Source organism: Simkania sp. (genome assembly GCF_965215465.1).
Taxonomy (GTDB): Bacteria; Chlamydiota; Chlamydiia; order Chlamydiales; family Simkaniaceae; genus Simkania.
Genome location: NZ_OZ244056.1, coordinates 2,139,555 through 2,162,349, shown reverse-complemented (window position 1 = coordinate 2,162,349; position 22,795 = coordinate 2,139,555). Strand labels below are relative to the sequence as shown.

The following is a 22,795-nucleotide window of genomic DNA, read 5'->3' as shown; positions in this document are numbered from 1 at the left end:
AGCTATACCCTTGTTCCCTTCGAGGTGCTGTCGGTTGCGGCAAAAAGTTCTTTTTTTGTAGGTGTGGCCTGTTCGATGTATTTTCGGACGGCTTTTGCAGCTGGTGAGAATTTATTTTTTTGAGTTAGGCTTCTCTCGACTGAAACTTTTCGAGCGGTGAGTTGTTGTTTAGTTGGGGTGTGCTGCACTGTTCCTATCGTGATACGCGCTGTTGAAAAGTAATCTCCAATCCAAACGGTTCCGCTTCCACCTGAACTTGTTGTGTTAGGACAAACTTGAAATCCGGTTGGGTCGACAAAGATTTTATAGGGAAACATTTCCGTAGGTAGAATTTCGACCGTTTGTTTTTTAGAGAGTTCGGCTTGAGCTTGATACACTCCATTCAAAATACCCTGGGCGACGAGAGGAGGGAGGTCAGGGAACTTTGAGGTAAAAGATGTCCATACATCGACGTGTCGATCTGGTTTTTCTGGGGAGAGTGTAGAGGGGGCTTGTATAGTGCTTGAGAGGTATGTCCCAGAAAAGTCAGGAACGGGCAATGTGTTGGGTAGAGTTGACGGTAGAGTTTGGCTCAAAGGTAATGTGGACATAGCTGATCTCTTTTAATTCGTTAAAGTTAATTTATTCCGGGTGCTTACGAAGCCTTTCTACTCATTATGCGAAGAGGTTCCATGAGCGAAGATAATTCTAAAGAGAGATTCAGAAAATTCCTGAGGGCGTACGGTGTGGTTCTTGCTTAAAAGCAAGATTGGAGAATGGGAAAAAGTGAACATGTCAGATCTCTTTTAAAATGATGAAGATAGGAGTTTATATTTCATTTTAAAAGAAATCAACATAATTTGATTAAAATAAAAAGTGATAATTAATTAAAATTATAAATTAATCTATTTCAAGTATTTCTTTTATTCTATCAAATGCTAGTGCCACGCCTTGAGGGTTTTTACCTCCAGCTTGAGCGGCTTCCTTTTTACCTCCGCCAGAGCCTTCGATAGAACGGGCAAGTTCTTTGATGAGCTGATTGGCGTGAATGCCTCTTTCAACGAGGTCAGGAGAGACACGTAAGAGCAATTGACATTTACCCTCTTCAATTTGGCAAAGAAGAACAATACCTGATTTCAAACGTGAAATGAGATCGTTCCCAAGATCGGTCATTTCTTTTTTTGAGACTTCAACGACAGCGCTTAGGATTGAGATCCCGTTAAATTCCTTGACCTTCTCCATGAGAGAATGTGCTAGGTCACTGAGTTCTTTTCTGCGCGCAAAAAGAGCTTGCTCTTTGAGTTTTTCATTTTCTTTGATGAGCGATTTCACTGTTTCATCGAGTTTGGGTAAGTTGGATTTAAGCAGGTTCGACAAATTGAAAAGTTGGTCTTCAGTGAGATAGCGCATTTCTTCTGCGTGGGGGCCAGTCACCGCTTCGATTCGACGTACTCCTTTTGCAATGCTTCCTTCTTTTGCAATGCGAAAACAGCCGATACTTCCAAGAGAGCTGACGTGCGTTCCTCCACAGAGTTCTTTTGAGTAGTTATCAATATCGACGACTCGTACAACTTTTCCATACTTTTCCCCGAAAAACTGCTTGATTTCAGGATGTTTTTGTACGTCTTCAAACGAGAGTTCATACGTTTCTAAAGTAGGCGATTCCCAAATTTTTTGATTCACGAGGCGTTCAATATCACGTAGTTCTTCTTTGGTCAGCGCTTTGTGGTGGTTGAAGTCAAAGCGGAGACGATCGGCTTCGACGAGGGATCCTGCTTGTCGAATATGGGGGCCCAAAACTTGTTGAAGGGCGTAATGCAGAAGGTGGGTGGCGGTGTGATGTTTCTCAATTTCAGCTCGTCTTTTGGCATCGATTTCAGCATTGACGGGTTCTCCAACTAGGAGAACTCCACTTTCAAGAAGGCCGATATGAGCAATGACTCCTTGGAAAGGAGATTGGGTGTCCTTGACAAGGAAGTGAGCTTTTTCGTGAATGAGACGTCCAATGTCCCCAACTTGTCCTCCTTTTTCGGCATAGAAAGGAGTTTCATCTAAGATGACAAGTCCTTCTTGGCCTGTCTCCATCTTTTTTACTGATTTTCCGTCGACAATGAGGCCTTTAATCGTGGCTTCGACTTCGACTTGGTCGTATCCGACAAATTCTGAAGTGCCGTGATGACTCACAAAATCTTCGTAAATGGTCGATTCAACTTTTTGTTCGTGAGATTGTTTCGATTGTCGCGAGCGTTCTTTTGCTTGTTCTTCTAGGATTTGGTATTGGTCGAGGTTGACAGAAAGACCAGAGTCTTTAGCAATCAGAAGAATTTCTTCGAGGGGAAAACCATAGGTGTCTTTCAGCTTAAACGCTTCTTCGCCACTGATTTCTTTTTTACTACTTTTTTGCGCATGGTCGATAATGGCACTCAGGATGTTGCCGCCGCGACGTAATGTGTGTAAAAAGCTCTCTTCTTCAACAGTGAGAATTTCCGCAATCCGATCTTGCGCAGTTTTCAATTCGTGAAAATCGTCGCCCATGGTGTCGATAAGACGAGGGAGAACAGATGCGAGGAAGGGTTTGTTAAGTCCGAGCATGCGTCCATAGCGAACGGCGCGACGGAGAATTTTTCGAAGGACGTATCCGCGTTCAATGTTGCTTGGCTGAGCACCGTCTGCAATGGCAAAAGATAGAGAGCGAATGTGATCGGCAATGACGTGGAAGGCTGGGGCATGTTTCGTATCTTTGGGGTCGTATTTTCTTCCAGAAATCTTTTCCACTTCTGTAATCAGCGTTCCTAAAATGTCGGTTTGGAACACTGTAGGAACATCCATCATCAAAGCAAGAACGCGCTCGAGTCCAGCTCCCGTGTCAACAGACTGTTTGGGAAGCTCTGTCATTTTTCCACTTGAGTCACGATTGTATTGCATGAAGACGAGATTCCAAAATTCGAGAAACCGCTCGCCATCGATATCTTCATGAACCGCGCGGGCTGAGCCAAAATCAGGACCACGATCGAAAAAGAGTTCAGAACAAGGCCCACAGGGGCCAGTGTCGCCCATGGCCCAGAAATTATCTTTTTCCCCAATGCGTGAAATCTTTTTCTCGTCGACGATTTCTTTCCAAAGTTCATACGCTTCATCGTCTTTTTCGTAGACGGAGATGAAGAGTTTTTCTTCAGGAAAGTTGAAGATCGATGTGGCAACTTCCCATGCAAAAACAATGGCTTCTTTTTTAAAGTAATCGCCAAATGAAAAGTTCCCAAGCATTTCAAAAAAAGTGATGTGTCGCTTTGTATGTCCCACGTTATCGAGGTCGTTATGTTTTCCTCCAACACGGATACATTTTTGAGAGGAGGCCGCTCGCGAGTAATCTCGAGAAGTTTTTCCTAAGAAAACGTCTTTAAATTGATTCATTCCGGCGTTGATGAATAGCAAAGTTGGATCCTCGTGAGGAACAGTTGGAGACGAAGGAACGACTGCATGTCCCTTTTCCTTAAAATATTGGAGAAATTTTTTCCGAACTTCTTGAGATAGCATGATTTCCACTTAAGTTTTTCTTGAACTCATTCCTATAGAAGCATAAAAATAAGGGAATCAGAGGAGAAAAGCAAGGAACTTGTGTCATGGATGAAGATCTAAAAAAAATCCTGGAAAAAACAGCCAATACTATTCGGCAACTTTCGATGGAAGCTGTGCAAAAAGCAAACTCTGGCCATCCAGGACTTCCTTTAGGCTGCGCTGAACTTGGGGCTTATCTTTATGGTCATGTGCTGCGTCATAATCCGAAGGATCCCAACTGGGTCAATCGTGATCGAGTCATCCTCTCTGCAGGACACGGTTCGATGTGGCTTTACTCCTGTCTTCATTTAGCAGGTTTTGACCTTTCGCTTGAGGAAATCAAACGATTTCGTCAATTGCACTCTAAAACACCCGGGCATCCTGAGTACCATGAAACAGCTGGAGTTGAATCGACAACCGGGCCACTTGGGCAAGGTGTGGGAAATGCAGTCGGTCATGCGCTTGGTCTTAAAATTCTCGAGACCAAGTACAATAAAGCTGATCATGCGATTATTGATGCAAAAGTTTTTTGCTTGGCAGGTGATGGATGTTTGATGGAAGGGGTATCCAATGAAGCAAGCTCGTTTGCAGGTCACCTTTGCTTAGATAACCTCGTCCTTATTCACGACGACAATAAAATCACACTCGATGGACCTTTGGAGCAATCTTCTTCAGAAGATGTTGCAGAGAGATATCGCGGCTATGGATTTGAAACTTATGTTATGGACGGGAATGACCTCGAATCGATTGATGAAGTCATGACAAAAATCCGAGAAAATCAAACAAAACCCGTTTTCATTTCTTGTAAAACGATCATAGGAAAAGGGTCGCCTAACAAAGCCGGGTCTCATAAAGCGCACGGATCGCCACTTGGTGTGGATGAAGTCAAGGCAACAAAAGAGGCTCTCGGGCTACCAGAAGAAGAATTTTATATCCCCCAACAGGTAAAAACCTTTTTCGAAAACAAACTGCCTAAACAGGAAGAGCTCGAAGCGAATTGGCAAAAAAGGTTTGATGATTGGGCCAAACTGCATCCCGAATGCGCCGAAGATTTTCACGAGTGCAGCGCTCGCAAAATCCCAGAGGATTTAGAGCACACCTTAAATAAACTCGACATTCCAAATCCGATTTCGGGTCGCAAAGCGTCTCAAGCTGTTCTCGAAGCACTGGGCGATAAACTTCCCTTCCTCTATGGAGGATCAGCAGACCTTTCAGGTTCTGATTGCACAATGATGAAACAGTTCCCTCTGATTTCTCCGAAAAACTTTCAGGGGCGCAACATCAAGTATGGAATTCGAGAGTTTGGCATGGCAACCATCGCCTCAGGACTTTTTCAAACAGGAATGTTCATTCCTTACATAGGAACATTTTTCACATTCTCTGATTACATGCGTAATGCCATCCGCCTGGCCTGTCTTTCTGGCTATCATGTGATTTACCAATTGACGCACGATTCAATTTTCCTTGGCGAAGATGGACCGACGCACCAACCGATTGAACACTTAGCAGCACTTCGAGCAATGCCTTTCCTGCATGTGGTGCGGCCAGCGGATGCCAATGAAGTGAAAGGAGCGTGGCTATCGATGCTTCATTACAACGCTCCATCTGTTATTGTCTTATCAAGGCAAAACCTGCCAACTTTAGAAGAAACTGCAGTCCCTTTTAAAGAGGGAGTCGGTCGTGGCGGCTACATTCTCAAGAAAGAAAAAAGCAAAGCCGACTTCACCTTATTTGCGACAGGTTCTGAGGTTGCCCTCGCAATGGATGTCGCAAAGTCATTAGAAAGACAAGGAAAAGATGTGCGCGTTGTGTCGATGCCTTGCTTTGAAATTTTTGAAAAACAAGATGCAGCTTACAAAGAAAGTGTTGTGGGTGGTGATCTTGGAAAGAGAATTTCTATCGAAGCGGGTGTGAGCCAAGGGTGGTTCCGTTATATTGGACACGACGGCATCCCAATTTGCATGGAAAGTTTTGGACTTTCCGCACCTATAGGAGATCTTGCAAATGAATTTGGATTCACAGTCGATGCCATCCTCGACCGTATCCTCTCTGGAAAATAGTCGCTTTTTAAATGCGCTGAAATGCCAAAATCATGAAGACCGTCCACCTATCTGGATCATGCGACAAGCAGGGCGGTATCTTCCTGAATATCAAAAATTGCGTGCGTCTCACACACTTGAGCAGCTTTTTCGCGACCCCGAGAAAATTGTCGAAGTGACCTTGCAGCCGCTAAAGCGCTTTCCTCTTGATGCTGCAATTTTATTTGCAGACATTTTGCACATCTTACTTCCGTTGGGATGTGACGTCACTTTTCCTCAAAAAGGGGGGCCTCAAGTAAGTGCTCCCGAAAGGCTTCAAGAAAAAGACGTCGCAAAAACCCTCGATTTCGTGAAATCAGGCATTCAGCTTTTGAAAGAAGAGCTCAAGGTTCCACTCATTGGATTTTGCGGGGGGCCATTTACTGTTGCTCATTACCTACTTGGGAAAAAGCCAGAAAAAATGCTGCACCAAGATCCTAAAGGGTTTCATCAGCTTTTAGAAATGATTACAGATGCCAGTCTTGCTTATCTCCAAATGCAAATTGATGCGGGGGTCAATGCGATTCAGATTTTTGATTCATGGGCGGGAACTCTGCCTCGAGCAGAGCTTGAGGAGTTTATCCTGCCAACACTCAAAAAACTGACCAGTGCACTAGATGTTCCAACCCTCATTTTTTCAAGAGGGTCAGCTTTTTATGTGCAGGAGTTTCTTTCTGTAGGTGCCGATGGAATCAGCTTTGATGCTGGTCGTCCTCTCGCAGAAATTCGGAAAGAAGTGCCTAAACAGATTACGGTGCAGGGCAATTTGCCACCAGAATTTCTCTACAGCCCACCAGAAGTCATCCGAAGAAAAACAACTGAGCATCTTGCATCCATGCAAGGGGACCCAGGGTTTATCATGAATCTTGGTCATGGCATGTTGCCCGATATCCCAGTTGAAAATGTCCAAACCTTCATCGAAACTGTAGTCACCAATTCGCCGTTGGGGGCATAGAACATAAGATGGCTTCAGGGTTGCCTCCAGATGCAAACCCAAACTTTGTTCCTCGATCATAAAGCAGGTTGAATTCAACGTAGTGCGCGCGCATCTGGTTTTGCACCTTCTTGTCTTCTTCTGTATAGGGTTCATCTTGATACTTCCGATAGATCGGCATGATGGCATCAAGAAAAGTGCTGCCCACCGACTTCCACATGCTTACATCATGCTCGAAATTCTCAGTATGGTAGTGATCAAAAAAGATACCGCCTACGCCTCGCTCTTTTTTCCAATGTTTAATGAAAAAATAGTCGCGGGCATTTTGAGAAAAGCGAGGGTAGAGACTTTTCCCAAAAGGATCCAAGCTCTTTTTTGCAACGTTGTGAAAGTGCTGTGTGTCGTCTTCACGAGGAAAGCCCATGGGGGTGAGATCGTAGCCACCACCAAACCAGTGCTGCTTTTCCGTTTGGATGAACCGAACGTTCATGTGAACAGTAGGCATCTTGGGGTTTTTCATATGCGTGATCAAGCTGACGCCCGTGGCAAAAAATGCTCCTTCATCTGCATTGAACGGAGCTTTGTCTCCACTGACACCCGACCAATTCACTGCAGCTTTTTCAAAAACGTCTCCACGCAAAACACTGATTTCACCGCCACCACCCGAGTGGTGCTTCCACGGTGTGCGCTCAAAGCGGCAACTCGGCTCTAACGACTCAAAACTTGCAACGATTTCATCTCTAAGGTCTTTCAAGTAATGTACGAGTTCTTCTTTCATGAGATAGCTCCACTTTGATCAACGTGTTGCTGCACTTATATTGCAATTGGTGATGAGATTCCAATCATTTGTTCATGTGTAGCCGAATTCAATGAGAGTTCTTGATCATTAACAAAGCTACAAGATGACCCCGAGGTTGATTTCATCAGAAGTAAGATTTAACATGAGGATTGTTGAACTCGGTGGGTATTTTATGCAGCACAAGAACGTTATTATTTTAGGTGGGGGAATTTCGGGCTTAAGTTTGCGTTACTATTTAAGTCGAAGATATCCCGATCTTAAGATCACATTAATTGAAAAAAAAGATCGTTTAGGTGGTGTCGTTGAGTCGAAAGAAAACGGTGGTTTTTTCTTTGAGAAAGGGCCGAGAACCTTTAAAGCCTCGAAAAGTCATAGTTTACTTCAATTGATTTGTGATTTGGGGATGGAAAAAGAGATTCTCGTCTCAGAAAAAAATGCTGCTCGTCGGTTTCTTTGGAAAGATGATCGGCTTCATGCCATTCCTATGCATCCGTTGCCTCTTTTAGCTTCGCCACTCACACGTAAACTCATTCCTTCGATGATGACCGAGTGGAGTAAAAAAGTCGGCGAACATGATGAAACGGTGCATAGCTTTGCCAAGAGACGTTTAGGAGTTTATGCTGCGGAAGTTTTTTTCGACCCGATGACACTCGGAATTTATGCGGGTGACATCCGTAAACTTTCGATGCTTTCTTGTTTTCCTTCCTTGAAAGAACTCGAGAAAAAACATGGCTCCATTACAAAAGAGCTGTTTAAAAAGAAGAAAAAGTCATTCTCCTATCCCGAAGGGGTGCGCCCTTCCTGCCTTTTCACATTGAAAGATGGGGTGGAATCACTCGTATCTAAACTCGAAGAAGCTGGGAAAGGGGACATTGTATTAAATGCAGCGATTCAAGATGTCACATTTAACGACGGTAAGGTAAGCGTGTCTGATGGAAATCGCAAGTGGGAAGGAGACCACCTTTTCTGCGCTTTGTCAGCCAAGGGAGCTTATCAGCTGTCTCGCTCTTGGGATGAGCAGGTGACAGCGTTCTTTAATGCTTTAGAAATGGCAAGTTTAAGCGTGATTCATCTCGGCTATGAAAGTCGACCGTTAAAAGAAGAGGGCTTTGGCTATTTGATCCCTTCAAGTGAAGGTGAAAAAATTCTTGGTGTCATTTTTGACTCGTCCGTGTTTCCGCAGCAAAATCATCATGAACTTGAAACGCGGCTCACTGTCATGATGGGTGGAGCGTTTCATCCTAAACATCACGAAATATCAAATGAAGTCCGGATTGCCGAAGCTTTAAAAGGGATAGAAAAACATTTAGGCATTAAGGCTGTGCCAATGTATACGCATGCAGCTGAGTATGTTCAAGCAATTCCCCAGTTTACTGTAGGGCACACGCAGCGGGTGGCTGATTTGCGTGAAGTTCTTCGTGAAAAATACCCTCAAGTCACACTGTTGGGCAATTATCTCGATGGAGTGTCTCTTAGTGATTGCGTAGAAGGAGCGAAAATCCAATCTCAAAAATATTAATACAATAGGCACAAAGTTTAAAAACCCTCTTTTTGGGGAGGCTGCAACTTCCATTCTTACTTGTAAATGTGCGCTAATTATGTTCTGGCGTGAGTGAATTTGAGGTCAGTGATCGGCTGGTAGAAATTGGGGTCTATCTTGCTGAAGATCAATATTTAGCATCTCCTTGCGGTCTGAGAGCTAAGATGATGACTCCATTTGAATTGGAGGAAATACGGAAGGGAACAAGAACAAATCGAGGGAGTGATAAAAAACTACCTTAGAGCAAGCAGTTGGCATCGAAGATCTTATTCATATCCTCTAGAGGAGAGCTCTCTTTTTGTCCTGCCCAACCCCTGAAGAAAAATGGAAATCAACGGTATTCATGAATAGTTATTATAAGTTGCTTATAATTAATTGCTTGAGTTATTTAAGGCTTGGAGTAAATTTCTCAACGCCACTCATGTAGGATACAATAGCCTCAATTTTTTTAATTAAGTAATTTATAATAAATAACTTAAGGTATTTATTTAATTTTTAATTAATAAAATTATTATAAAAAATAATTACTTTGATAAAATTGAATTAAGGAGAGCTGAGTCTCTGCCTTTTGTTTTAATTTTAATTCCTAGATTATGAGGCTTTAGGAAAGACAATTTCTTAGGGCCACACAAATAGAGTTTGAAAGCGGACTACAGCAATTTTAGACTCTTATGTGGAAAACCATAAAGTTTAGAAGGTCCAAAGCTGCGTTGCGGCTTTATTTGAAAGGAGGTTAATACTTAAATTAAACAGTTTTAAAAAGAATCATGCTTGCAGAAGCATTGATGTTCAAGAAATAGTTCTTTATATTTTCCGTAATACAATTCTATGAACGTTAATATTCTAATAATGCAAGTATCGGTCCTATTAAAATAGCAAGTTCATTGACTTGGATTTATGCTATTTTGGGCTCGATATAGAAGCAAAGTTAGATATTAATAGTTTAAATGGTTGTTGAGCGGAATCCATTCAGATAAGGGTTTGTCCTTTATAACCCATCCAACCTTATCATCCGTAAGATTCCAAACAGCATTTTTTTAAAAAAGAGATTCGTAAGTAGGCATTTTTTTGCCAAAAATTTGTCCTTTTGAGGGTTCTTTATACCCTAGAATAGATTTCTAGTGTCTAAAGAAATCCTTAAACACTTGTGGTTAAGTAATTTAAAATTTGATGAGGGCAAAAACCTGTTTACTTTGGAGAGGCTACGCCAAAGGGTTTGAGCCTGATGCAACTTGATTTTAGAGTTTAGAACACGACTCTAATCAAAATAAAATAGCAACTTACTAAAAGACAAAAACTTAAGGTGAGAAGATATGGATTCAACAAGTTCCACAGATGCAACAGATTCAATAGATTATGCTCAGGAATGGCAAGACGATTTAGCCTATCTCGATACCATTCAAGATGGATCGATGGCCATCGAATATTGTTTTACCAATTTGCTTCCTGATTTGTGTGGATTTTATGAACAGCAGATGGCTGAGCTTGCGACTGTCATGAATGATTTGACAGAGTGCTTGAGCTTGGCTAATGAAATCCAAGCACTTTTTAATGAGGGATCAGAATACACATCAGATAAAGATCCGATGGGCGTATACGATTATCAAGATGACGTAGCAGAAATGATGAAAGACGCTCAAGAATTAGAAGACTTACTAGAACAAGATGAAGATGTCCTTGGAGAGGACACTGTAGAAGATATTGAAACTCAATTAGATTCGATCTTTAGCTGGGGGCTTGATTACGATAATCCAGATGATGTCACTCAGAATACAACTAATTTTATCGGTGCGTGGAATGCAGATAAACAAGCTCAGAGCGCCGATGATACCCAAAGTGCTCAACATAGTGCCAATGACATGCAAGTTTATGATGATGCCTTCAATGCGATTAGCAATGATTTATCGAGTATGTCTTCTCAAGTGCAATCAGAGCTTCAGTATGAAGAATCTTGTGATCAGCAAATGCAAGGCCTTATCAATGATATGGAGCAACAATGGGCTCAAACTGAACAAGTCATGGTCAATAACGAAATCACGGGTTAGAGGAGAACAATATGACAACCAATTGTTATTACGCAATAGAAGTCGCGACTGTTGAATGGGATGATGCGATTTTATCCCAGGAACAAGTCACGGCTGAAACAACAGATCTACTCGCGCAAGAGTTAAATCAAATTTACTATTATGCGAATCAAGAGCTAGAACAGCTTGCAGATGATGTGACAAGTATCGACCCAGATGATAGTCATGCTTCAGACGAAATCAACCAAGCTCAAACTGCTTATAATCAAGCGAATCAAGAATATCAGAATTTAGAAAACACTTTTGACGCGATTGTTCAGGGATCAGAAACTGAAACAAGCCAGTTGTCTCAAGACGAGCAACAAACGATCCAGTTTTCATCGAGCATTATGCAAATGATGACATTCATTGCGAGTTGCTTAGCTTCAGGATAAAAAAAAAGGAAATATTTATGTCAAATGAGATTCAACAAAATAGTGTTAACGGTGAGATCAACTTTATTAGTCTCACAGAGCAAAAGAAAAAAAAGGAAGCAAATCTGTCTGCATTTGCCGCCTTACAAGCAGTCATCGAGGCTGCTACACAAGCTAAAAACCAAAACGAGTCGAATCCAATGACTTCCTCTTCATCAACTGAGATGACAACAGCAGAAGAAGTCAGCTCAGAAGACTCTAATGAGACGAGTTCTTCAACCTTCTCTTTTGGTGGAATGGACGCTGTTTTTGAAATGCAGGTCTTACTAGGCTTACTTCAAGAGAACTATATCGAATTTGCTGCATCTAATTCAGAAAATTTAGTCACAATGGGAAACGCGATCATCGATGTGTTAAATAATCAATACGACAAAATCACCAAGCAACTAGAAAAAGAAAGAAAATGGGATCACATGTCCTTTTGGGACAAACTGAAGTGTGGCTTCAAACTCGTATTTGATACCATCAAAGTGGCATCAGCTTTGACTTTTTCAGATATAGATGAAGTTAAAAGTAGCTTGAAGGACATTGAAAATAATCCTGTTCTTGGAGATGTCATTAAAGGTCTTGGTTACATTGCATTGGCTGCAACTATTCTTGTTGCGGGTTCCACTGGAAATATTGAACTGCTCGCTTTGACAGCTGTTTTTTTCTCCTTAACCCAATCAGGAGCTTTTAATAGCATGACAAACGAAGTCGCTAAAGGTTTAGAAGAAGCCGGATTATCAGAATCGACAGCAAAAATTCTTAGTGATGTCATTGTGACGATGGCTTTTGCGGTTACAGCAGCTGCAGCAGGAGGAATGGAGATCGCGCTTGATGATACAGCAATGACAGCGACTGATTTAGCTGAGCAAGAGGGAATTGAAATGGTAGAAATGGGGGTTGAAACAATAGAAGAAACAGCTGCAAATACCCCAGAAGAAGTGGCTCAAAAGATGAGTTTTAATCTCAGACGAGCTATTGGACTCGGATTAAACATCGGAGGACAAACTCTAGCAAGTACAAATATTGCAATGGATCTTGCGAATGCTCTTCCAGTTAGTGAAAAAGATAGAATGAAGTGGATGATCGCTCTAGAAGTGCTTCTCACGCTGAGTTCCATCGCTGCCACTCTTGGAGGAGGATTGATGTCAGCTAGTGCAGAAGGTGAATCAGCGATTTCATCACAACTTAAATCTCTGATGAATAAGATGGGTGGTTATGCATCTGAAGAGTTGTCTCAACCATTCCAGAATTTGTCGATGGATGCTGACACCATCATGCATATCGGACGTATTGCTGGCACAGTAGCCAATGGCTTTTCTGGTTTTTACAGTATCATGTTGGGTAAAGCTAAAATCGATCGGGGTGCTCTTCAAAAAAAGATGAAAGAATGGGAAGGTAATATTGCCATCCTGTCATCTTGTCTAAAACAAAATCAAAATATGCTTCAAACAAATCAGAAGCAAGAGCAAACCACAATTGAATCATTTCGGAGTATGACACAAACTTATAGCGACTTTGCTGCCCCCCAACTTGCTGTTGCCAATGAAATGATTCAAGCATAAGGAGATAATAATGACAACCACACAAAGTACTCAACAAACAAATACAACAACCTCGGCTTTTGGAGATTTCGGAAGCTTTCAACCTGGAACAATGGCTGTTTGCTCATCTGCGCTTTCTGAACTCGCAGAAGTTTTAGTGGAAATCTCACAAAAATATGGTCAGCAAGTGATCAATGCTCTTCAGGAACAAACGACTGCTGCTGAAGTCACTCAAAACACCTATGATGAAATGGGAGAAAATGAACTTCTTTCAAGTCTCACAACTGGGGTAGGAGAAATTGCTAGTGGAGCGACCCATTTAGGAACTTCTATTTATGATGCTTGTTCGATGTCAGCAGAGCACGGAGAAATGAATCAGATCAATGAGAAAATTACCAACGCAAAAACCTTCAAAACAGCTTGTCAAAAACGTCTAGACTCAGATCCTGAGAGGGTTCTTACTCATCATGATGCGACTTCAACGATAGACATCGATCAATTTAAACGAGTTGGATATGACTTTGGTAAACAAGCCATCACTCCTGACGAAAGAGAAGCCATTTACCTTACCGATAAAACTGAGATTGAAGGTCAAGAAGGAGTCATGGCTAACGTGAATAAATATATTCAGTCTCAAGAAGACCGAAAAAATACACTTCAAAGACAAATAAGTGACCGATCATTTAGACGGAATAATTATGCTCAAGGAGTTGGCGCTATCCTTAAAGGTTTTACGGATTCAGTTGCAGGTTACTTTAGAAAAGAAAGTGCACTGTGGCAAGGGCGGCAATCCGTAGCAAATAATGCGCTTCAAAACGCCCAAAAAGCAACAGATACATTGAGCAGTCAAGTACAATCGACTCAGCAACAGGCACTCGATGTTTATAAAACAATGGAACAAATCAACCAGGCAAACGCTTATAAATAAACTGCTCTACATTTTTTATTAGCCGTTTAGGATATTTCTGAGAGTGCTATGTTTTAACATTATCTTCCCCAGATACGAACATAGCACTCTTTTTTTGTTGACTCAATGTGAATGAAAAGTGGCATGAAAGAAATTTTCATTGGGATAACCAGTGACAAAAAAAAGCCATTCTCACTAAAAAGAAATTTATGAGACCAGAAGATCAACTAGTTGAACATCCTCGCCCTTATTATGCTTGGCTTGTGTTTATCTTAAGCGCTATCTTTAGTGGATATGCCTTGACTCTACAATTTTCCCCACGTCTGGAAAGTTTTCTGGATCAAGATAAGCACCAGATTACTCAAGTCATCTATGCACTTAGCGTTTTTTATTATTCCTTAGCTCTCTTCCAAATCCCAATTGGAATTCTAATTGACCGCTTTGGCTGTCGTCTCCTGCCCTCGTTGGGAATTATTTTTTGCTCTATTGGAGCAATTTTGATGTCTATTTCAGAAACGCATTGGGGAATTGCAATAGCTCGTGGAATCATGGGTTTTGGAGCTGCATTTGCATTTTTAAATGGGGTCCGAATTATCAATAACTGGTTTAAGTCTAAACAATTTTCATATCTTCTAGGTATTTTCATTGCATTGAGCGCTTTTTTAACTGTTCTATTTACAACGGGCTTTAAGTTTTTGGAACAGGTCCTTCTCTGGCGTAAAGCAATGATGTCTGTTGGATTGGGCGGCTTAATTTTTGCCTGCATCTACTTTTTTATTGTTCAAGACGCTCCAGGTGGAAAATTCTCGGTCTACTCTCAGATTAAGGATCGGAAAGAATTTTGGAAAAATATACGCCATGTATTTAATGCCTCTCATGTCTGGGTCCTAGGTATGACTATCGGCCTTATGATTGGCCCGCTTTTTGCTTTTGAAACGATTTGGTCCGTTCCTTTCCTGAAAACTGTCTATAAAGCGCCGCTTGCGATAGCTATCATGTACAATTTATTTTTTGTCCTAGGCTATGCTGGAGGAGCTATTTTCTTTGGCCGTCTCTCAACTTTTGTGGGAAAACGAAAACTCTTCGTTATCTTGGGAGCTGCCGTTACCTTAATCATGTTAATTATCATTATTTATCCCCCTTATTTTGGGATTCCGATCACAGCGATCTGCTTTATCCTATTGGGCTTTGGAGCCTCAAATATTAATGTCGGCTACACAATTGTTCATGAACACAATGTTCCCCAAGTGACGACTACTCCGATTGCTGTGGTCAATACCTTTTATGTTCTTTTTGCAGCAATCAGCCAGTCACTTATCACGGTCTTTCTTGAGCTTGGAAAACAGATTCACAACACTCCTGAATATACGACTCAGGAATACCAAATTTCATTGATTCGTCTTCCTGTCTATCTTTTCATAGCGTTGATCTTTTCCTTCTTTATTAAAGAAACTTATTGTAAGCAACGACAATCCTATGAGAAATAATGCTAGATCGTGTCGTAAATGACGCTACTTACGGGAAGTCGTTGTCTTGCGACTGGGCAGCATTTGAAATGCTCAAACTTTCCCACCTTCTCAATCTGCAGGGTCATCATGAATGATGTCCCTTTTCTTTTTAAATCATTTGGATGTTTAGAATGAAGAGCGTCCAATGGAACAAGAGAAGGTAGAGAATCATGAATGTGAGAGGTATCAGGAGATAGCCGGCCATACGACTGGCCAAAAAGCTGTAAAATAAAAGAGCCAAGAGCGACACAAAAAGGATGCTTAAGATAATCGGTGTCAAAATGGGAAGGGGAATGTAAATGAAGGTGATCGGCCATAAAATGTTGAGAACCAGTACAACCACCCAAGCTGCAAGTGCGTGTTGTCGAATGATTGACTTTCGCTTTGTCCAAACGCTTGCGCCAGAAATTCCATACAGCACATGCAATACGCACCAAATAGGAGTGATCCAATAGCGAGGGAGAGCCCACTCAGGTCGATTAAAAGGGGTGTAGTAGGCGGCAAGTCCCTTTTGAAGTGAGATTGCCATAAATAATTCAATCACCAAAACAATCAAAAGGAAAACAGCGTAGATTTCAACTTTTTGCTTCTTTGTGTACATGTCTTCTTGTTAACTGAAGAACTGTTTCCAGTAAAGAATGTTTCAAACAATTGAGAGGGAGGGCTCTTCTTTCAAACTTTTAAGAGTTTCGAGAAGAGTCGTGATGTGTTCATCCGTATGCAGGGCATTCATCGTCAGACGAAGGCGGGCGGCACCTCTTGGGACTGCGGGAGGGCGAAGGGTGGTGACGAGGATTCCTTTTTGGCTAAGAATTTGTGCCATTTTTAGGACTTCACTTTCTGATGAAAAGAGTAGGGGAATGAGATGTGACTGACTGTCTCCTCCTATCTACTATAAGCTTGAGAATTTTTTTTCATCAATTTTTTGCAACCGAATCCCTAATACCCTCGAAAGGTTCCCGAATTTCTCTATTTTTTTTGATAAATAGTATAACACCACTCAGAACTCCATTTCGAAGTTTACACGAGCCGATTGTACATACATATTATCGAAGACACGAGCCTCATACATTGTACTTAAGTTAAAACTGCCTATTCGCTTCACATCAAGTCCTAAACCAAAAACTACTTGGTTAGTAAAACGGTGGAAGCTTGTTACTGAAAAATCTGAGGCGCAAAGGTTTTGTTTGTAAAAGCTAGAGGTATATGTCCCTGAACTTAACGCAATATTTCCTATCCAACCCAGCTCAAAATTAGGAATGATACAGATGTTACCGACATACATTTCCTTCCGTACTTTAACAAGGGCCTCTGGCTGTAAGAATGATGTGTATTTGCTATCAATATCTAAGTTAATGCTTTTAGCTCCGCTTTCCGTGTAGCCTTCTTCAAAAATATTTAGATAGCTTAAACGAGCCATCGGAATGATAAATACTGGGGAAGATGTTTGCCAAACAAACTGATACCCGCCATCCACTCTTGCCAGAATGTCATAAGAGTGGTGACTATTATGTGCTGACCGACTAACCCCAGGAAATTGGATCTTACGATCAATACTAAAAAAGTTCATAGATCCTTGAGTTAGGAGAGTTGCAAACCAGCGTTTGTTGACAAACCCCACTGACGGTCCTAGGTAAATACTATTCCAATGCCCTCCACCCGCGTTTTTTTTCCAGCCAAGGTTGGTATAGGAATACCCCGCTCCTAAAGCTGTGTTGACACAGGATCCAAATAAATGGCTTGCGCCAATACTCACCCCGTATGTATTAGCATTAAACCCTACTTGCCTTTGTATATGCGATTGAGTCTGCCATTGCCCAACAGGAGTTACCCAAAAGGTCGTTAGCCCACTCTTTGATGGACAACTTTCTGCACTGCATTGCTCACAGTCATACAAATTAGCTGTATTACTCATTACTACGTTTGCCATCATATGCGAGTTTTGAAGGACAACAAGAGGAAGAGCCCCAAATTGAGTAGGGTGCAGTCGGTCAAGAGCTGCGGCAAACTCATCAGGAGGAAGATAGACAAGGGTATTCATGACTTCAAAAAGATCTGGATTAGAAGGGAGAAACCCTGGGCAAAACATGTACTTGTCAACCCTTTTTTCATTTTTATTTAAATCTTCAGGTGAAACTGGGGTAACAAAACCAATAAATGAGTTATTTAATATGACATCATTAAAAGTGTAGCTTAATTGGTAAGAGGCATTTCCAAAAAAGAGTTCTTTAGCAAAAGCTCCTCCAACCCCAGTTCCCGTAGTTACAATCTTGTATGTTGCCGTTTTATCATAGGGCCCTGGAAGGGCTTTAACAATCAGAGTTCCATCAAGGGAGGCCGATCCTGTAACGTTTAGCAGATCGGACTCTCCTGAAGCGCTAATTTGTATAGACAGATTTCCAGAAGGTGTTTGGGTGTAGTCTCCATTAACTGTAGTTGTTCCTATTGAATTTCCAGGAATAACCAGTCCAGAATTCGTTAAAGGGCCAACCTGAGCATTTCCCGCTAATATTCCTCTAGAGGCAATGTTAACAGGTCCAGCAAGTGATCCATTTAATCTAAGGACCGCAACATTAATGTTTGTGGTTCCTGAAAATGGATGGGTTCCATTCAAATTGATAATGTAATTACTAGCATATTTACTTATGATGTCGACCTGAATGTTTAATGTAGCTCCAATAGGTCCATTGATGATCCCAGAAATTGTACCAGGAGATCGAACAGTAAGGGTTGCATTATTAAATATCATTGGACTTGTAATAGACCATGGATCAATGGTCAATGTTCCACTAGATATTATTGTGTTCCCGGTGTACGTATTTGGCCCAGCCAGCCGTGTGTTGCCTGGTCCAACAAAGTTCAAGTCAGATGAGCCTGAGATCTTACCACTACCTCCTCCTAGAGTCAATCGATCATTAACCGCGGCGTTTGTTATTGTAATCGGATTGGTTTGTAGCTTTATAGGACAATGTAAATTAACATTCATTGTACTTGACGCGAGTCTCGTAATTGAGTTATTGATAATTAATCCTTGACTAGGGTGACCATGAAGAGATTTTACGTCTTGACCAACAGTTAGAGAATTTAATTCGAAGAGGCCGTTTACAGCAACAATGTTAATTATTTCGATGTTTGCATTATCTGCTGCTCCATTGGGCACACCCATTGGGTTCCAATTGTCTTTGTTGTTCCATTCAGTATTACGTTGACTTATCCAATCGAAGTTCGTTGTATAAGCTACAGAACTCATTAACAAGAGCATGAATATAAAACATTTCATCTTAAATCCTAAAAAATTACCGTATTAGTGAAGCTTATCAAAATAGATTTTTTTTTCACCTCTTAGACAATTGAGAGGGAGGGCTCTTCTTTCAAACTTTTAAGAGTTTCGAGAAGAGTTGTGATGTGTTCATCCGTATGCAGGGCATTCATCGTCAGACGAAGGCGGGCGGCACCTCTTGGGACTGCGGGAGGGCGAAGGGTGGTGACGAGGATTCCTTTTTGGCTAAGAATTTGTGCCATTTTTAGGACTTCACTTTCTGATGAAAAGAGTAAGGGAATGAGATGTGACTGACTATCTCCTACCATCCATCCTAGATTTGAGAGTTTTTCCATCAACTGGCGGCTTTGTTCTAAAACGCGCTGCCGTTCGACTTGCATATCGGGAATCAAATCAAGCGCTGCACTAATGGCGCCAAGAACTGCTGGGGGCAAGGTTGTTGTTTCGACGAGTTGAGGGCTAAATGCCAACATGTAATCGCGCATGAGACGGCTGAGTCCGATATATGCTCCAAAAGAACCGCACGCTTTTCCAAAAGCTCCGATCACAATGTCGATTCCGTTGCGGTGCGAAGCAAATCCCATGCCATGCTTCCCCATCATCCCAATTGCGTGAGAGTCGTCAATACAAAGGAGAGCATTGTGTTCGCGCGCAATTTCGATCAGCCCTTTTAGGTCACACGTTTCTCCATTGAGACCGAATAAAGATTCTGAAATGATCACCTTTGTGCTGCAAGAGGTGTCCTGATGTTTCTCGAGTAAGGTGCATAGTTGTTTAAGGTTTTGGTGTTCGTAACGCAAGAGTTTCGATTGGCTGCCAGAGGCGGCTTGCATCAAACTGTTTTCGCAAAACCGGTCGATGAAAAAAATGGCACGCGAGCCACCAATGGATCCGAATAATGTTTGTTTTGCTTGAAAAGGGGATGAAAAAAGAAGAGAACAGTCTTTTCCTAGTAAGTCGGCGAGTTTTTCTTCGACATTTCTGTGGCATTCGAGATGCTCAGTCACAAGGCGAGAGCCTGAAGACCCTGCTCCCCACTCAAGAACGTATTTAATCGTATTCTTCTTAACGTACGGGTGTTGAGAAAGTCCGAGAAAATCGTTTGAGGCGAAATTAAGCATTTTTTGCTTAGAAGAAACGATGTGATTTTCATCAAGTGGAACCACACATCGAAGCTGGCTATACTCTTTTTGTTCCCGATGTTTTTCTAGGGCTTTGTGGAAATACTCGTACTTTTTCATGACGAGAAATCTTATCTTTTTTAAAGAAAAAATAACAAGTTTTTTATCCTCTAAAAACTAGGGGATGAGAAGTGTTTTTTAAACGGTCGCCAAACACATACCCCATCTTTTTATACGTATGTGTATGAGGATCATCTTCACAAAGGCGGTAAAGACTGATGTCTGTAGTATAAGCAATGAGAATTTGGCAAGTGCCTGGGGTGGACATGAGGTGCTCTAGGGAAAGAGGTGTGTCCGGAGAAAAGAAAATTCCACTTCCGGCTTGCTTTGGAATGGGAATCAGTTTTTGCACATCTTCTTCAATTGAAAGTTCTGAGCTTTCGGTAGGAACAGCTGGTGCATCAAGATGTAAAATGAGGCCGCAGACAATCCCTTGCAAACAAGACGTTGAAGCAAGAGATGTTTCCTTTTTGAAAAGAGGAGGCATGTTTTCTTTAGATTCGTGAAAAACTTGAGGAATATAAAGCGCTTGATCAAACCCCATGCGCAGCGGTTTTTTTTTGACCAAATTCGAAGCGATTTCGGCTAGTTGGGGACGCAGGAGAATTTTTTTAATGGTGTCTGAGTCACGCCACGTATCAAACCCTGCCATGTAAAGTGACGAGAAGTTGTGATTTTTGAGTTTTTCTTCGCGACTGTTTAACCGCTTAGCAAGGGTTTCAAACAGGCTTTTTTTGAGTGTGTCGACTTCTTGCTCAGAGAGAAGGTTTTCAAACTCGATATGACGATGCTGGTAAAAAAAATCTAGGTGTTCCTTGGCGATGGCGAACTTCATGCTATAGTTTTCTCTTGATGTATATAGAATAGATTGTATCCTAGAAGAAGACAATTATCTAGAAGATTTTCATGCAGACAATAGAAGAGCTAAAAGGCGCCCTTCCTCAAATCGAAGCAAATATTGGTTATCGATTCAAAAATCTGTCTCTTTTAGAGCGCGCCTTTGTCCATCGCTCTTTTATTAATGAAAATCGGGGGGTTGTTGAGGGACACAATGAGCGGCTCGAATTTTTGGGCGATGCGGTCTTAGGAGTTCTTGTCAGCGATTTTCTCTATAGTGAGCTGCCTGATCACCCAGAAGGAGAGCTCTCCTATTTACGTTCACGCCTTGTCGAAGCGCCCACTTGCGCCATGTACGTCGAAAACCTGGATGTTCAAACCTTCATTTTGATGGGAAGAGGGGAGTCCATGAATCAAGGAAAAGGACGCTCCACGATCTTAGCTGATTTGTTTGAAGCCTTAATTGGGGCGATCTATCTCGATGGCGGAATGGAAGAAGCTCACAGGTTCTTTTTCTCTCACTTTCAAGCACTTATTATTGAAATCATTGAAAGCCCGACACGCAACTGGAAAGCAGAACTTCAAGACTATTGTCAAAAAAAATATCAAAAGCCACCCACCTATGAGGTCATAGATGAGAAAGGGCCTGATCATGAAAAGACCTTTTATATTATCGTGAAGCTTGACGAGCAGGTTTTAGGGAAAGGGGCAGGGACCTCGAAGAAAGAGGCAGAACAAATGTGTGCTCAGCAAGCCATTGAAGCATTGGAGTTGGAGTGAGCAAAGTTAAAACAGTTTGGGTTTGTCAAGAGTGTGGCAACAAGCAGCTAAAATGGTCAGGAAGCTGCAGCGTCTGCAATGAATGGAACACCCTTGCAGAAGAAACAACCGTTTCAGAAAAAAAAGGGCGGTTTGAAGCAAAACCTTTGCGCACAGCTAAACCGGTTCTTGTCCAAGATGTCGACACCGAAAATTTCAAGCGCTACAAATCAAATTACCAAGAGTTTGATCGGTTAACAGGGGGAGGAGTTGTCCAAGGTTCACTGAATTTACTTGGAGGTGAGCCTGGCATCGGGAAGTCAACGCTGCTTTTGCAACTTGCAAAGAATTTTGCCAATCAAGGTCTTGTTGTTCTCTATGTATGTGGTGAAGAATCAGCTGAGCAAACGGCGCTTCGAGCAAAGCGACTTGGCATTCACAGCGACAAACTTTATTTACTCAGTGAAACAGTCTTTTCCGCCATTCGGATGCACGTTGAAAAGTTGCATCCAGATATTTTAATCGTCGATTCGGTTCAAATCGTTTACAAAGATGAATTGCCAAGTGCTCCGGGATCTGTCACACAAGTGCGAGATGTGGCGATGGAGTGCATGCACCTATCTAAGGGGCTTGGTATCACAACGTTTTTAGTGGGACATGTTACGAAAAGCGGGGAACTCGCAGGGCCACGCGTTTTAGAACATATTGTCGATACTGTATTCGAGTTTGAAGGAGATTGCCAACATGGCTACCGGTTACTCCGAGGCATTAAAAATCGTTTTGGTCCAACAGATGATGTCGCGATTTTTCAGATGGTTGAAGAGGGTTTGCAAGAAGTCTTAAATCCCTCGCTCACATTTATGGAAGAGCGGATGAAAGATTCACCTGGTTCCATCATGATCCCCACCTTGGAAGGAACGCGTGCGCTTCTCGTCGAAGTGCAAGCGCTCGTTGCTCCATCTTCTTTTGCTTCACCATCGCGAAGAAGTACAGGGCTTGATTCCAAGCGACTGTCCCTGTTGCTTGCCGTACTTGAAAAGCGGATGGCTTATCGCCTCCATGCTCTCGATGTTTTTGTTTCTGTAGCTGGAGGGATGCGCATTTCAGAACCTGCAGTGGATCTCGGTGTTGTTTTAGCGATTGCTTCATCCTATTGTAACCGAGCTGTTCCTTCAGACACTGTTGTGGTAGGAGAAGTGGGGTTAGCAGGAGAAGTGCGCTCTGTTCCCCGGATTGAAGCGCGCATTAAAGAAGCCATCCATATGGGATTCAAACGGTGCTACCTTTCAGAAAAAAATCTGAAAGGAATCAATAAAAATTTAAAGGAAAAAATTCAGCTTCATGGCATTACTCGAGTTGAGGATGCCATCCAGCAACTAATTACAAGAGCATGAGACTATCTCACCATTTTA

The 22,795-nt window shown here is 42.0% G+C and carries 18 protein-coding genes; 10 read left to right on the top strand and 8 right to left on the bottom strand.

The window, feature by feature from the left end; all coding sequences use genetic code 11:
- Positions 1-2: 2 nt before the first annotated feature.
- Together ACOOFG_RS10070 and alaS are read right to left on the bottom strand one after the other, a co-directional pair.
- Complete coding sequence (locus ACOOFG_RS10070; RefSeq protein ID WP_420421342.1) at positions 3-590, bottom strand: hypothetical protein; 588 nt, start codon at positions 588-590, stop codon at positions 3-5.
- 289 nt (positions 591-879) lie between these two features.
- Positions 880-3,513, bottom strand: a complete 2,634-nt coding sequence (alaS, locus tag ACOOFG_RS10065) for an alanine--tRNA ligase (RefSeq protein WP_420421341.1) — start codon at positions 3,511-3,513, stop codon at positions 880-882.
- An 86-nt stretch (positions 3,514-3,599) separates the two neighbouring features.
- Here alaS and tkt point away from each other — a divergent pair, with 86 nt between their 5' ends.
- Together tkt and hemE are read left to right on the top strand one after the other, a co-directional pair.
- Positions 3,600-5,594, top strand: coding sequence for a transketolase (gene tkt / locus ACOOFG_RS10060; RefSeq protein WP_420421340.1), 1,995 nt, complete (start codon positions 3,600-3,602; stop codon positions 5,592-5,594).
- Positions 5,539-6,567, top strand: a complete 1,029-nt coding sequence (gene hemE, locus ACOOFG_RS10055; RefSeq protein WP_420421339.1) for a uroporphyrinogen decarboxylase — start codon at positions 5,539-5,541, stop codon at positions 6,565-6,567. Before tkt ends, hemE begins: the two co-directional genes overlap by 56 nt.
- Here hemE and hemF read toward each other — a convergent pair.
- A complete protein-coding gene (hemF, locus tag ACOOFG_RS10050) occupies positions 6,542-7,324 on the bottom strand; it encodes an oxygen-dependent coproporphyrinogen oxidase (protein ID WP_420421338.1) in 783 nt (260 codons plus the stop codon). The genes hemE and hemF overlap by 26 nt on opposite strands.
- Before the next feature lie 193 nt (positions 7,325-7,517).
- Here hemF and hemG point away from each other — a divergent pair, with 193 nt between their 5' ends.
- From hemG to ACOOFG_RS10020, 6 genes are all read left to right on the top strand, one after another.
- A complete protein-coding gene (gene hemG, locus ACOOFG_RS10045) occupies positions 7,518-8,864 on the top strand; it encodes a protoporphyrinogen oxidase (RefSeq protein WP_420421337.1) in 1,347 nt (448 codons plus the stop codon).
- Between the two features lie 1,334 nt (positions 8,865-10,198).
- The gene (locus ACOOFG_RS10040; protein WP_420421336.1) at positions 10,199-10,930 is read left to right on the top strand and encodes a hypothetical protein; all 732 of its coding nucleotides are present in this window, start codon (positions 10,199-10,201) and stop codon (positions 10,928-10,930) included.
- Between the two features lie 11 nt (positions 10,931-10,941).
- On the top strand, positions 10,942-11,343 hold the full coding sequence (locus ACOOFG_RS10035) for a hypothetical protein (RefSeq protein ID WP_420421335.1): 402 nt from the start codon (positions 10,942-10,944) through the stop codon (positions 11,341-11,343).
- A gap of 17 nt (positions 11,344-11,360) precedes the next feature.
- Positions 11,361-12,932 (top strand): hypothetical protein, encoded by a 1,572-nt coding sequence (locus tag ACOOFG_RS10030; RefSeq protein WP_420421334.1) that lies wholly within the window; start codon positions 11,361-11,363, stop codon positions 12,930-12,932.
- A gap of 10 nt (positions 12,933-12,942) precedes the next feature.
- Entirely contained in the window at positions 12,943-13,839 is an 897-nt protein-coding gene (locus ACOOFG_RS10025; protein WP_420421333.1) for a hypothetical protein, read from the top strand.
- Between the two features lie 188 nt (positions 13,840-14,027).
- Entirely contained in the window at positions 14,028-15,305 is a 1,278-nt protein-coding gene (locus ACOOFG_RS10020) for an MFS transporter (RefSeq protein WP_420421332.1), read from the top strand.
- Between the two features lie 130 nt (positions 15,306-15,435).
- Here the strand turns inward: ACOOFG_RS10020 and ACOOFG_RS10015 are convergent, their stop codons facing one another.
- The 5 genes from ACOOFG_RS10015 to ACOOFG_RS09995 form a co-directional block, all read right to left on the bottom strand.
- Positions 15,436-15,927 (bottom strand): TspO/MBR family protein, encoded by a 492-nt coding sequence (locus ACOOFG_RS10015; protein WP_420421331.1) that lies wholly within the window; start codon positions 15,925-15,927, stop codon positions 15,436-15,438.
- Positions 15,928-15,969: 42 nt separating this feature from the next.
- Positions 15,970-16,149, bottom strand: coding sequence for a hypothetical protein (locus tag ACOOFG_RS10010; RefSeq protein ID WP_420421330.1), 180 nt, complete (start codon positions 16,147-16,149; stop codon positions 15,970-15,972).
- Positions 16,150-16,326: 177 nt separating this feature from the next.
- Positions 16,327-18,606: an autotransporter outer membrane beta-barrel domain-containing protein gene (locus ACOOFG_RS10005; RefSeq protein ID WP_420421329.1), complete on the bottom strand. Its 2,280-nt coding sequence runs from the start codon at positions 18,604-18,606 to the stop codon at positions 16,327-16,329.
- 62 nt (positions 18,607-18,668) lie between these two features.
- Positions 18,669-19,847: an aminotransferase class I/II-fold pyridoxal phosphate-dependent enzyme gene (locus ACOOFG_RS10000; protein ID WP_420421328.1), complete on the bottom strand. Its 1,179-nt coding sequence runs from the start codon at positions 19,845-19,847 to the stop codon at positions 18,669-18,671.
- 43 nt (positions 19,848-19,890) lie between these two features.
- Positions 19,891-20,622, bottom strand: a complete 732-nt coding sequence (locus ACOOFG_RS09995) for a hypothetical protein (RefSeq protein ID WP_420421327.1) — start codon at positions 20,620-20,622, stop codon at positions 19,891-19,893.
- Between the two features lie 71 nt (positions 20,623-20,693).
- Between ACOOFG_RS09995 and rnc the strand changes: the two genes are divergently transcribed.
- Both rnc and radA read left to right on the top strand, forming a co-directional pair.
- Complete coding sequence (rnc, locus tag ACOOFG_RS09990; RefSeq protein WP_420421326.1) at positions 20,694-21,404, top strand: ribonuclease III; 711 nt, start codon at positions 20,694-20,696, stop codon at positions 21,402-21,404.
- Positions 21,401-22,777 (top strand): DNA repair protein RadA, encoded by a 1,377-nt coding sequence (gene radA / locus ACOOFG_RS09985; protein ID WP_420421325.1) that lies wholly within the window; start codon positions 21,401-21,403, stop codon positions 22,775-22,777. The genes rnc and radA overlap by 4 nt, the downstream gene beginning before the upstream one ends.
- Positions 22,778-22,795 lie beyond the last annotated feature (18 nt).

What these genes read in the sequence shown, in the direction of transcription:
- rnc (WP_420421326.1), top strand. Translation starts at nt 20,694, where the DNA reads ATGCAGACAATAGAAGAGCTAAAAGGCGCCCTTCCTCAAATCGAAGCA.
- ACOOFG_RS10020 (WP_420421332.1), top strand. Translation starts at nt 14,028, where the DNA reads ATGAGACCAGAAGATCAACTAGTTGAACATCCTCGCCCTTATTATGCT.
- hemG (WP_420421337.1), top strand. Translation starts at nt 7,518, where the DNA reads ATGCAGCACAAGAACGTTATTATTTTAGGTGGGGGAATTTCGGGCTTA.
- tkt (WP_420421340.1), top strand. Translation starts at nt 3,600, where the DNA reads ATGGATGAAGATCTAAAAAAAATCCTGGAAAAAACAGCCAATACTATT.
- ACOOFG_RS10030 (WP_420421334.1), top strand. Translation starts at nt 11,361, where the DNA reads ATGTCAAATGAGATTCAACAAAATAGTGTTAACGGTGAGATCAACTTT.
- hemE (WP_420421339.1), top strand. Translation starts at nt 5,539, where the DNA reads ATGAATTTGGATTCACAGTCGATGCCATCCTCGACCGTATCCTCTCTG.
- ACOOFG_RS10035 (WP_420421335.1), top strand. Translation starts at nt 10,942, where the DNA reads ATGACAACCAATTGTTATTACGCAATAGAAGTCGCGACTGTTGAATGG.
- ACOOFG_RS10040 (WP_420421336.1), top strand. Translation starts at nt 10,199, where the DNA reads ATGGATTCAACAAGTTCCACAGATGCAACAGATTCAATAGATTATGCT.
- ACOOFG_RS10005 (WP_420421329.1), bottom strand. Translation starts at nt 18,606, where the DNA reads ATGAAATGTTTTATATTCATGCTCTTGTTAATGAGTTCTGTAGCTTAT.
- ACOOFG_RS10070 (WP_420421342.1), bottom strand. Translation starts at nt 590, where the DNA reads ATGTCCACATTACCTTTGAGCCAAACTCTACCGTCAACTCTACCCAAC.
- ACOOFG_RS09995 (WP_420421327.1), bottom strand. Translation starts at nt 20,622, where the DNA reads ATGAAGTTCGCCATCGCCAAGGAACACCTAGATTTTTTTTACCAGCAT.
- ACOOFG_RS10025 (WP_420421333.1), top strand. Translation starts at nt 12,943, where the DNA reads ATGACAACCACACAAAGTACTCAACAAACAAATACAACAACCTCGGCT.
- ACOOFG_RS10015 (WP_420421331.1), bottom strand. Translation starts at nt 15,927, where the DNA reads ATGTACACAAAGAAGCAAAAAGTTGAAATCTACGCTGTTTTCCTTTTG.
- alaS (WP_420421341.1), bottom strand. Translation starts at nt 3,513, where the DNA reads ATGCTATCTCAAGAAGTTCGGAAAAAATTTCTCCAATATTTTAAGGAA.
- hemF (WP_420421338.1), bottom strand. Translation starts at nt 7,324, where the DNA reads ATGAAAGAAGAACTCGTACATTACTTGAAAGACCTTAGAGATGAAATC.
- ACOOFG_RS10010 (WP_420421330.1), bottom strand. Translation starts at nt 16,149, where the DNA reads ATGGCACAAATTCTTAGCCAAAAAGGAATCCTCGTCACCACCCTTCGC.
- ACOOFG_RS10000 (WP_420421328.1), bottom strand. Translation starts at nt 19,847, where the DNA reads ATGAAAAAGTACGAGTATTTCCACAAAGCCCTAGAAAAACATCGGGAA.